This window comes from Nevskia soli (genome assembly GCF_903970205.1).
Classification (GTDB): Bacteria; Acidobacteriota; Terriglobia; order Bryobacterales; family Bryobacteraceae; genus Bog-113.
On record NZ_CAJCHS010000081.1, the window covers coordinates 1 to 10,085 of the forward strand.

General features: G+C 59.3%; 9 protein-coding genes and 1 pseudogene. 4 read left to right on the forward strand and 6 right to left on the reverse strand.

What is annotated here, in order from left to right; genetic code table 11:
- The first annotated feature begins 285 nt into the window (after nucleotides 1-285).
- Together H1Y01_RS03990 and H1Y01_RS03995 are read left to right on the forward strand one after the other, a co-directional pair.
- Entirely contained in the window at nucleotides 286-1,119 is an 834-nt protein-coding gene (locus H1Y01_RS03990; RefSeq protein WP_180538982.1) for a hypothetical protein, read from the forward strand.
- 160 nt (nucleotides 1,120-1,279) lie between these two features.
- On the forward strand, nucleotides 1,280-1,948 hold the full coding sequence (locus H1Y01_RS03995; protein ID WP_180538983.1) for an HAD family hydrolase: 669 nt from the start codon (nucleotides 1,280-1,282) through the stop codon (nucleotides 1,946-1,948).
- Here H1Y01_RS03995 and H1Y01_RS04000 read toward each other — a convergent pair.
- The 5 genes from H1Y01_RS04000 to H1Y01_RS04020 form a co-directional block, all read right to left on the reverse strand.
- Nucleotides 1,899-3,272 (reverse strand): hypothetical protein, encoded by a 1,374-nt coding sequence (locus tag H1Y01_RS04000; RefSeq protein ID WP_180538984.1) that lies wholly within the window; start codon nucleotides 3,270-3,272, stop codon nucleotides 1,899-1,901. The two genes, H1Y01_RS03995 and H1Y01_RS04000, sit on opposite strands and share 50 nt — an antisense overlap.
- A gap of 310 nt (nucleotides 3,273-3,582) precedes the next feature.
- Nucleotides 3,583-4,995 (reverse strand): alpha/beta hydrolase family protein, encoded by a 1,413-nt coding sequence (locus H1Y01_RS04005; protein WP_180538985.1) that lies wholly within the window; start codon nucleotides 4,993-4,995, stop codon nucleotides 3,583-3,585.
- 10 nt (nucleotides 4,996-5,005) lie between these two features.
- Nucleotides 5,006-5,539, reverse strand: coding sequence for an RES family NAD+ phosphorylase (locus H1Y01_RS04010; RefSeq protein ID WP_180538986.1), 534 nt, complete (start codon nucleotides 5,537-5,539; stop codon nucleotides 5,006-5,008).
- Complete coding sequence (locus H1Y01_RS04015; protein WP_180538987.1) at nucleotides 5,536-6,132, reverse strand: hypothetical protein; 597 nt, start codon at nucleotides 6,130-6,132, stop codon at nucleotides 5,536-5,538. The genes H1Y01_RS04010 and H1Y01_RS04015 overlap by 4 nt, the downstream gene beginning before the upstream one ends.
- 48 nt (nucleotides 6,133-6,180) lie before the next feature.
- A complete protein-coding gene (locus H1Y01_RS04020) occupies nucleotides 6,181-7,434 on the reverse strand; it encodes an alpha-amylase family glycosyl hydrolase (RefSeq protein ID WP_180538988.1) in 1,254 nt (417 codons plus the stop codon).
- 67 nt (nucleotides 7,435-7,501) lie between these two features.
- Here H1Y01_RS04020 and hisC point away from each other — a divergent pair, with 67 nt between their 5' ends.
- Both hisC and hppD read left to right on the forward strand, forming a co-directional pair.
- Nucleotides 7,502-8,602 (forward strand): histidinol-phosphate transaminase, encoded by a 1,101-nt coding sequence (hisC, locus tag H1Y01_RS04025; protein WP_180538989.1) that lies wholly within the window; start codon nucleotides 7,502-7,504, stop codon nucleotides 8,600-8,602.
- Nucleotides 8,603-8,673: 71 nt separating this feature from the next.
- Nucleotides 8,674-9,786 carry a 4-hydroxyphenylpyruvate dioxygenase gene (hppD, locus tag H1Y01_RS04030; protein ID WP_180538990.1) on the forward strand — a complete coding sequence of 371 codons (1,113 nt, stop codon included), beginning with the start codon at nucleotides 8,674-8,676 and terminating at the stop codon, nucleotides 9,784-9,786.
- Between the two features lie 70 nt (nucleotides 9,787-9,856).
- Here hppD and H1Y01_RS04035 read toward each other — a convergent pair.
- Nucleotides 9,857-10,085 (reverse strand): annotated as a pseudogene (locus tag H1Y01_RS04035) (DapH/DapD/GlmU-related protein); the annotation flags it as partial.

Sequence of the window (10,085 nt, forward strand, 5' to 3'; positions counted from 1 at the left end):
GTTAAATGCCAAGACCGATCAGGGCGACGCCAACAATGACTACGGCGATGGAATCGTGAGTGGAACCGAGGGCAAAGGCAATTCGCTGCGAAGCGCCAACCCGGCGGGACCTGACGTGACGCTCAGCACCGGGCGCGGCACGATCACGGTACGAAAGCACGACTGACGCTTGCGGGCATACCTGCCGTGCGCGGCCCAGCGCTCTGGCGCGCGCCGGTTGTTAACGATGATTCAGCTTCGAACCTTCGTTTGACAAAACGCAACGGAACTGAATAGGATTTCTCCATGAAGTTACTTGATTTCCTTCTAACTCTCGCGTTAGTTCCTGTGGCGCTTGCGCAAGTCACCTATTCGTACGTGTCAGTCGACTACCCCGATTCTTCAAATACGTATTTGAGTGGCGTCAACTCGGCTGGAGATACCGTGGGAGCGTACCTGTATTGCAGCGGGATCCTTTGTTATCCCTCGTTCTATAGTTTCTACCGGTCGGCGAACGGTACCTTTACTCCGATCATTCCCAACTCATCTTCCTTTGCCGCTGGGATCAGCGATTCCGGCGTCATCGTAGGGGGGACTGGTAGTTACGGCATGATCATCTACCACTCACAGTTTCACGCCGTCGGATCAGCACAAGACCCCGTCGCGTTAACTGGGGTCAGTACGAATAACTTGATTGTAGGAACTTCGGCAAAATACGGCGCTTTCGAGATCTCCGGTGGTAAGGCACCGCAGCTTCCTAGTTACAATGGCCAAAGTATTTCAGTAACCGGCATTAATGCGACTGGAACCATTGTTGGGTATGCCGAAGATGGGGAGACGCTTACAGGACTCCTTTTACCACCGGGAGGAAGTTATCAGGTAATCAACTATCCCGGTGCAAACCCGGAAACTCAACTTACAGGAATCAACGACTTCGGCACGATTGTCGGGACACAGTTTGACGATCTTTCGATTCCAAAAGGGTTTACTTACGCAAACGGTGTATTTTCGGACGTGGTGTTTCCCGGAATGGGTCAACTGTGGGCCACGGGGATTAACAATAACGGTGTCGTGGTCGGGTACTACGTGAATCCCATGTACGGCACAGTACACGGCTTTATCGCTACGCCTGTACAGTAGCGCCAGCAGGGGGGAAGTTCCACCCGCCCGTTAACTAAACGCGCTTGGATTCAGAGCGTCGGAGAACAAGATTGAGTCGCTCGCGCCGGTTGACAGCTTAAACTGTGACGTGCGAACGGAAGCCGGAACGACGGCGTAGGGAACCGAGGCGACTGGACCTTTGAACAAGCTGTTTCTTTTCGATATCGATGGCACGCTGGTGCGCGGCGCCGGACCGCAACACGCAGCCGCGCTGGTGGCCGCCATCCGGCAGGTGCTTGGTGTGGAGACAACCCTTGACGGGATCCCGGTCCATGGCATGCTCGACCGGGATATTCTTCGCGACATGCTTAGAGCCGGAGGATTCGATGACGCCCGAATCAACACGGCCCTACCCGCAATCGTGGCCGCCGCTCAGGAGCTTTACCCGCCAACATGCCCGGACATCTCAGCAAAGGTTCTGCCCGGAGTTCGCGAGGTGTTATCGGAGATCAGGGCGCTGGAATTCCCGATCGGCCTGGTCACCGGAAATCTGACGCGGATCGGCTGGACGAAGATGGAGCGCGCCGGCCTACGAGACTTCTTCTCATTCGGGGCGTTCTCCGATATGGGCGCGACGCGCGGCGATCTGGCGCGGATTGCTGTCGAACTGGCGGGCGTTTCGGGCTGCGCGGTAACGATGACCGGCGATGCGCCCAGCGACGTTGCGGCCGCGAAGAGCAACGGATTCCGCTCGGTCGCCGTCGCGACCGGGCTCACGCCGCGCGAGACGCTTGCGGCGCTGCAACCGGACCTGCTGCTCAACGATCTGTCGCAGCCGGAAGATCGCCGTGCTCTGATCGGCGGCTGAAACGCACCCCAACCCCGGGCCGAAGACCTTTGATGAAAACCGTCCCGGAACGATCGGGCTCGACTTCGTACATCTCCTCGTCGTCCACTTCGACGTGATAACTCGACAAGGGATCCAGCCCCACCAGAAAATCATCGTTCGCGGTCTGCGAGCCTGACCGGAAGCGATCCCCGTTGCCGGCGAAGTGGATCGCCGCTTCGTCCAGATCGATGGGTTCGTGCGCGGTGTGCGGGTCGATCACGCGAACCTGGCCGGCGCTGAACTCCTCCATCACCCCTTCGATCATCCCCGCCCAGCGCGCATCGTCATCCCAGCTGGACCGCACGGCGAACTGACCCAGCAGTTCATCGTGCATCGCGAGCGGCACGTGATAGTAACTCAGACCCGGTTGATACGGATTGGCCCAAAGAAACTCATAAGGAATGCCGAACGGTCCGCGCATCAGGAAGCGGTCGTCGGTCAGCCAGCCTTGCACTACCTGCGATTCGGGAGCGTTCGAATCGAGCGCGACCATCATCATCTCTGCCGCGCGCGACAGCGCCGCAACGCGTAAATCCGGCTCTCCGGCTTTAGGCGAGAACGGGATGTGGAACTCGTTATCCGCTGCCGGCCAGGGCGCCGGATAATACGCCAGAACGCTGAAGAGCGGCAGCGTTTTGAAGTAGCCGCTCGCACTCTCGCGGAGGTCGATGCGCAAGTTATCGCGAACGGCATGCAGGAGTTCGAAAAGCGGCTCGATATCCGGGCCGCTCAGCAGGAGAGCGCCGCTTTTTACGGCCGGCAGTATCCTTCCGGCAAGCTCGTCATGTACAACGAAGCGCAGCGCAGCTTCAGACGATGCGTCATCCCCTGTCGCGATTGCGATCGCTGCCAGTGCTTGAGAACGAAGGTCGGCGATGCCGCGTCCCGCGGTTCGATCCCCGGCCGCACGTTCGAGCCGCTCCCGCAGCCTTGACCGGGCGGCAGGCTTTAGCTGGTCGTAGCACCAGTCATACACGAGGGCGATCTGACGTATGTCCGAATTGGGTTGCAACGCCGCCGCGATGGCCCGATCGGCCGCTTTCCCGTCATCCGTGACGCGGAAATACAGAGCGTTTGCAAATGCCGGCTCGGGCAGGTCGATCGTGCTCGAAACCACCCGGTCGAACTGCTGCCATCGAAGGGATTCGCGAACGCGCTCCCGCCGCAGCAGCTTCAGTTTCTGCGAGCGCAAAAACAGACGCGGGTGATCGTCGTACACGCGATAGCTTTCGGTTGTCGATTGAGCCGGTAGTTTTCCAACCAAAACAATCAGACCCGCGATCACCAAGAGGCCGCGCCGCACTGCTCCCGATTGTGCCACAGGCGCGCGCTGTGTCACGGAGACACGCCATCTGGAACAGAAGACACGATGGCCCGGTTCGCTCCCGCGCCTCCGTCAACGGTATCAATGAGTTAGGGAGCGAGTGGACGGTTTCCGGGTTGCTATGATGTAACGCGAATCGGAGAAGGTTTCTTCTCTAACCTGCCCTCGCTGCAACGGGTGGGCAACTTCAAGGTGGAAGAGTGCAAACGCCGGAATACGGAATCCGGCGTTCGGTAGTTACTCCAGACCTGGTCGTTGCTTCAGCGATGCCGTTGCAGCCAGGGGTTTTTTATCTCGCCGGATGGCCGGCATGCCGCAAAATCCACGTCGTAACGGAATCCAAAACCACCGGTGCCATCGTTTCCTCGGTGGCCGCGTACTCCTGTGGCGCTCCCGTCTTCACGGTTTGCATCAGGTGATTCAGACCGGGGAGCTTCAGGATTTCGTAATCCCGGTTTCCGGCTTTTTCGAGACAGGCCGCGATTACCGGCAGGTTCTGCGATGGAACTACCTGGGTATCCAGAGAGCCGTTGATCGCCAGGACCGGGATCGTTAATTTGCTGAGGACGGACGCCGGATCGAACGTGTAGAAGAATCGCATCCAGGGGCTTGCCATCATTCGGGCCTGCCCCCGTAGTGCCGGTTCCGCGCCTTTGCGCGCTGCCTCAGGCAAAGTCGTCAGACCGCGATCCACTGCGGCCTGGATTTCGGCATCGGTTGGCGGCGTTGGACCCGTTGCGAGAGACGCGAACTTCTCGACCCGCGCCTCGTTGACTGCAACCTCGGCGTCATCCAGGCCGCTCGCTTTCGCGATCGCCGCGCGTTGTGCTTTCAAAACATCGCGCCCTGGAACGGCGATCCCGGCCAGCATCACGATAAACGCAATATGACCGTCGCGAACGGCCAGCATCGGCCCCACCGTTGCGCCCTCGCTGTGGCCGATTAGGCCGATCCGTTCCCCGTCGATCTCTTTCCGCGTGCGGAGCCAGGCGACGGATCCGGCGGCGTCATCGACGAAATCCGCGGTTGTAGCGGCAGCGAAATTCCCGGTCGATTTCGCCGTTCCGCGATCGTCGACCCGCAGCACGGCGATTCCATTCCGGGTCAGGTAATCGGCGATCACCCAGAATGGCTTGTGGCCAAGGATCGTTTCATCGCGATCCTGTGCGCCGGATCCAGTGATCAGAAGCACGGCCGGGAACGGTCCGCCGGTTTGAGGCAGCGTCAACGTGCCGGCGAGCTGCACGTCAGCCGCTTTGCTTGGATACGTCACGTCTTCGCTGCGGTACGGGAACGGTGGCTTCGGCGTTTGCGGTCGCGCCGGCGCCGCGTCTCCATTACCAGTGGCGCGTTGCAGTGCCAAGGCGAGCTTCGCGCCGCCTTGCTCCCAGAATCCGGAGATCTCCGATCTTTCCGCATTGCTGGTTCCCGAAAACGAAGCCACCGGGGCAGCCAGCTTCATCTGAACCGCGTCGCTCGTCGCGACCACTTCTGCGAACGCCAGCCCGAAAGCGCCCTGGTCCGGGCTGTCCATGGCGCCTGTCAGCTTGCCGTCCGGTGATCTTGTGATGTGGAAGACGAGCCGGATTTTGCCCATCCCGGTGTCGAGAGTGCCTTGCCAATTGCCTTCCGGAAATTGAGGGATCTGTGATTGAGCCGAAATCGACGTCATGATAAACAGCGCTGCAAGCAAAGTGCGCATTGCAGATAGCCTATCGAAGCGGGCGGACGCGCGGCAACAGATTCTCGCTCGGACGTCCTTCCCGGCAGGCGAGCCAACCCATCAATTCCGGTTGAGGACCAAACAAAGCGAGCACGAAGCCGTTCCGATCGGGCGCCGGTTGTAAGCCATCAGAGACTTTCCAGCCATGTGCTGCGCCCGACGTCAAGGCGGCGGAAAGCACGCGCAACCCAATAGCGCCGGAAGATCGCAGGCGTTCGGCTTCGACCTGGCAGGCTGGATAGCTTTCAAGCCCGCCGGTCACAACCGCTTCGGGCAGCGAGGGCTTGGCAAGATCAATCGAGTCAGGAATGTCGATGGTCCACAGGGCGCGCCGCACATTCGCCAGCTCCGCTTCCGTGGTGATCTCTTCATGCCGCAGAAATTCGGCCCACGCACCGTCGGGCGTGTCCGCAAAATACTGAACGGGAACGGAACTGCCTTCCGCGTTCCAACGTCCCGCGCCCTGCGCCCGCCCTTCCCACAAGAACGGAAACCGCGGGTCGCAATGGCGATATACGATCACGTCGCGGGCGACGCCACAAGCGCGCCGGAGAGCGCACGCAGCCGGGCGACGATTTCGTCATCCGGGCGCCAGGCCCCAACCAGCAATTCCATCGGGCTTTTGCCATCGAGTTGGGTGCGCCGCCGCTGGAACCATTGCCGGATTCCAGCGTCGTTATACGCGCCGTTCAGATCGCCGACAATCAGGGAAAGCACGTGCAGGCGCGCGGCGACATCGTCGGGCGTGGTTCGCGTCTTGGCCAAATAACGCCGAATGCTGACTGTCGAGATTCCAACCAGCTTCGCGAGCAGATCCAGCCCGAGGACTTGTTCCATCCGAACCCATTCGAATTCAGGCGCGGGAGAAGCTTCCAAGGCAGAGTTGAGACGCATCAGCGAGAGCAGCATACTTTCCCCGTCGGTTGCGTCAATTTCGATACCCTGTCCAATCCCGGCGCGATGAAGATGGGTTAGAAGGTTTTCCACCGTTTGTGCATCCAGGTTACCGTCGCGCGGAAACAGGCCCATCGCGTCCGCCAGATTGACGGCGTTCACAACCACAGTTGCGACCTTGCGTTTCTCGACTGGATTGTCAATAGATAGAAGTTGGGGCATAGCATTTCTCCACTGCTGAACCGATTGTACTCCCGCTCGCGCGCTGTGTCAAGTTTGCCCCCAGATTCTTCCCTCCCACGCCCCGAGATCGACACGTTGCTGCGCCCCCGCACCCGTATCAATTTCGCGGAACTGTCCCCAGTCAGGTAATGACAAAACGGTCGGCCGATTGGTCAAATTCACCGCAAGGCGCACGATGGAAGCCGGCGAGCCGCCTTGGAGCCGCCGGTCGAACAGGACTGCCCGGTCCGCGGCAGGATGGTCGACCCACGCCAAATCTCCGCGCTGGAGCGTCGTTGAATTCCTCCGCAGGGAGACGAGGCGCTTGTAAAACGGCAGAAATTGCGGGCGTCTGGACTGAATTTCCCAGAACACTTTCAAGCGGTGGAACATAGCGTCGCCCCCGCTCTCGGTCGAGTCGCCCACCTCCTGTCCGTTGTAGATCATCGGGACGCCGTCGAGAGTGAACATAAGGAATGCCGCGGCCATTGATCCGTTTTCCCCAAATACGGCGATCGCGTTTTCCTCATCGTGATTTTGTGAATAGCGCAGATGCAGCGCGCCGGGCGAGAAACGAGCCTGCTGCTGTTCCCATGTGCGTCGAAAGTCCGTCGCCGGTGCGCCAGTGGTCATCACCGCTCGCAATGACTTATAGAGGTCCCACGAGTAATCGATGTCGAACGCGCGCCGGAGCAGATCGGGCTCGCCCCACTCGGCCAGCATCATCAGATCCGGCTTCACGCGCTCGAGTTCCGGCCGCGCCTGCTCCCAGAAATCAGTTGGCACCAGCCCCGCGACGTCACAGCGAAAGCCGTCCAAATCGAACTCGCGCAGCCAGTAGGTGAGCATCTGGATCATGTAGGTCCGGAGCCGCGGATTGGAGTAATCCAATCCGGCGACATCGGTCCAATCGTCGTTGGGCTGCGCGATCCTACCGGCCGCGTCATGTTTGTAGAAGTCCGGGTGTTCCATCATGACGCTGTCCCAGGCGGTGTGATTGGCAACGATGTCGATGATCACGCGCATCTTTCGGCCATGCGCGCCGCGAATGAGCGCATGAAGATCGTCCGCGGTCCCATAGTCCGGATTGATCCCGTAGTAGTCGCGGATCGCATACTCACTGCCGAACGGAGGTTTCGCGCGAAGCTTGCCGAGCGGGTGGATCGGCATCAGCCACAAGAGATTAGCGCCTAACGCGTCGATATCGCCAAGCTTGGCGGTTACCGAAGCGAAGTTGCCCGCCGCCGAGAAGGTGGGGACGTTGATTTCATAAATCACGGAACTGGTGAGCCATTGCGGCATACGGCCCTAATGGTATCGCCTAAGTCCCACCGACGCCCGAAAGCACCCGGCGATATGATGAAGACGAATGCCGCTGGTCCCTTCCTACATCGCATCGCTTCGACCCTATGAGGCGGGGCGCAACATGGAAGAGGTCAAGCGGGAGTACGGGCTCGACAAAGTCGTCAAGCTAGCTTCCAACGAGAATCCTCTTGGCGCCTCACCCTTGGCTCTGGAAGCCATGCAGCGCGCATTGCGTGGCGGTCTGAACCTCTATCCAACCGGCGGCCGCGAACTGCGCGAGCGTCTGGCATCGCAGTTCGATCTCAAACCGGAGAACGTGATCGCAGGCAGCGGTTCGGAAGGCATCATGTCCAACATCATCCGCACGTTCCTGTGCGACGAGGACGAAGTGCTCACCACCGAATCGGCATTCATTGGATTTCAGGTGCTCGCGAAAGGCCGCGGCATCTCGTATCGGACGGTCCCTTACCGCGAGTGGACTTACGATTTGCCGGCCCTCGCCGCCGCGATTACCGAACGCACGAAAATCATCTACCTGGCGAATCCGAATAATCCCACGGGCACGATCTTCACCCGGCTGGAGTTCGACGCTTTCTACCGGCATGTTCCGGAGCGCGTGCTCATCATCCTCGATGAAGCGTATTTCGAATACGCCAAAGATAATCCGCGCTACCCGGATTCCATGCATTACCGCTACGACAACGTCATCACGCTGCGTACGTTCTCAAAGGCATACGGACTAGCGGGCGCGCGGATTGGATATGGCTTCGCGCATGAAGATCTGATCGCCAACCTGCTGAAGGTCAAGCTCCCGTTCGAACCGAGTCTGGTCGCGGAGGCGGCCGGCCTGGGCGCGCTCGACGACAAGGAATTCCTGCACCGTACCCTTGAAGTGAACGCTCGCGGAATGCGCATGCTGACGGAAGGATTGCGAAGTCTGGGAATCCGCTTCGTTCCTTCCGATGCGAATTTTGTGATGACCGTCTGGGAGAGCGATGCGGAGGCTGCGCGCGTAGCTGAAGACCTGCTGCGCGAAGGCGTAATCGTTCGTCCGCTGCGCGCATTTGGGATTCCGAATGCCATCCGCGTCTCCATCGGGACGGAACCGGAAAACCTCGTCTTTCTGAACGCCATGGAAAAAGTCATGGCGCTAGCCAAGGTGTGACGAGACATTGAAGAGGAGAGTTTATGCCGCAAGTCGCAGAACCCATTTCTAACCCGAGCGCCAACCCGCAAATGGGTGATAGCCAAAACGATTACGATTTTCTTCCGCTGAACGGAACGGATTATGTCGAGTTCTATGTAGGAAACGCCAAGCAAGCCGCACACTTCTACCGCACCGCGTTCGGCATGAGCCTGAGCGCGTACCGGGGCCCGGAGAATGGCTCGCGCGATCGCGTTTCCTACGTCGTACAGCAGGGCAAAATTCGCTTCGTTCTCACCACGCCGTTGCGTGCCGATCACCCGATCAACGAGCACATAACGAAGCACGGCGATGGCGTCCACGATGTGGCGCTATGGGTTGACGACGCCGAATCCGCCTGGCGGGAGACGACCAAGCGCGGCGCAAAGAGTGCCCGCGAGCCGCAGACGCTGAGCGACGATCACGGCGAAGTTCGCATTTCGTCGATCGCGCTCTATGGCGATACGATCCACACGTTCGTCGAGCGCAAGAACTATCACGGGACATTTCTTCCGGGTTTTACAGCAACACCTTCGCCCGATCCACTGGCCCAACCTACCGGGCTTAAGTACGTCGACCACATGGTGGGGAATGTCGGTTGGGGCGAAATGAATCGCTGGGTCTCGTTCTATCGCGATGTCATGGGATTCCGCCAGTACCAGCACTTCGACGACAAAGACATCAGCACGGAATATTCGGCCCTGATGTCGAAAGTAATGGCCAACAGCAACGACCGGGTCAAGTTTCCAATTAATGAGCCGGCCGAAGGCAAGCGCCGGTCGCAGATCGAAGAGTATCTTGATTTCTACGGCGGCCCGGGCATTCAACACATAGCCATGGCGACGGATAATATTGTCGACACGGTTACTAAGCTGCGCACGCAGGGAGTTCAGTTTCTGCGCGTTCCAACTTCTTACTACCTGGAGTTAGAAGCGCGCGTTGGCAAGATCGACGAACCAATGGATCAGCTAAGTGAACTGGGCATCCTGGTCGACCGCGACGACGAAGGTTATATGTTGCAGATATTCACCAAGCCGGTGGAGGATCGCCCGACTCTGTTCTACGAGATCATCCAACGCAAGGGCAGCCGCAGCTTCGGCAAAGGCAATTTCAAGGCGTTGTTTGAAGCGATTGAGCGGGAACAGGACGCGCGCGGGAACCTTTAGATCGCGTTGGCGCGTGGCCGCTACACGCAGGAAGCCAACCGGCGTTACAGCGGCCCAATTTCGGTCAGCTCTATACAGAGGAATCGCGGATCCTGCGGTTCCGACTGTAGATTGCTGGATTTCCAACATGAATCTCGGCAGAGGGGATGGACTTGGTCGCCACGCTTCCCGCGGCAAGAATCGCGAGTTTTTCTATGTTGACACCGGGACAGACCACCGCTTTGGCGCCTACCCATGCGCCGTCCCCGATAACGATGGGGCTCACCCGCAAGCCGAAGTAAGGATCGGACCAATCATGA

Coding starts and splice junctions, on each gene's coding strand:
- hisC (WP_180538989.1), top strand. CDS start 7,502: ATGCCGCTGGTCCCTTCCTACATCGCATCGCTTCGACCCTATGAGGCG.
- H1Y01_RS03990 (WP_180538982.1), top strand. CDS start 286: ATGAAGTTACTTGATTTCCTTCTAACTCTCGCGTTAGTTCCTGTGGCG.
- H1Y01_RS04015 (WP_180538987.1), bottom strand. CDS start 6,132: ATGCCCCAACTTCTATCTATTGACAATCCAGTCGAGAAACGCAAGGTC.
- H1Y01_RS04005 (WP_180538985.1), bottom strand. CDS start 4,995: ATGCGCACTTTGCTTGCAGCGCTGTTTATCATGACGTCGATTTCGGCT.
- hppD (WP_180538990.1), top strand. CDS start 8,674: ATGGGTGATAGCCAAAACGATTACGATTTTCTTCCGCTGAACGGAACG.
- H1Y01_RS04020 (WP_180538988.1), bottom strand. CDS start 7,434: ATGCCGCAATGGCTCACCAGTTCCGTGATTTATGAAATCAACGTCCCC.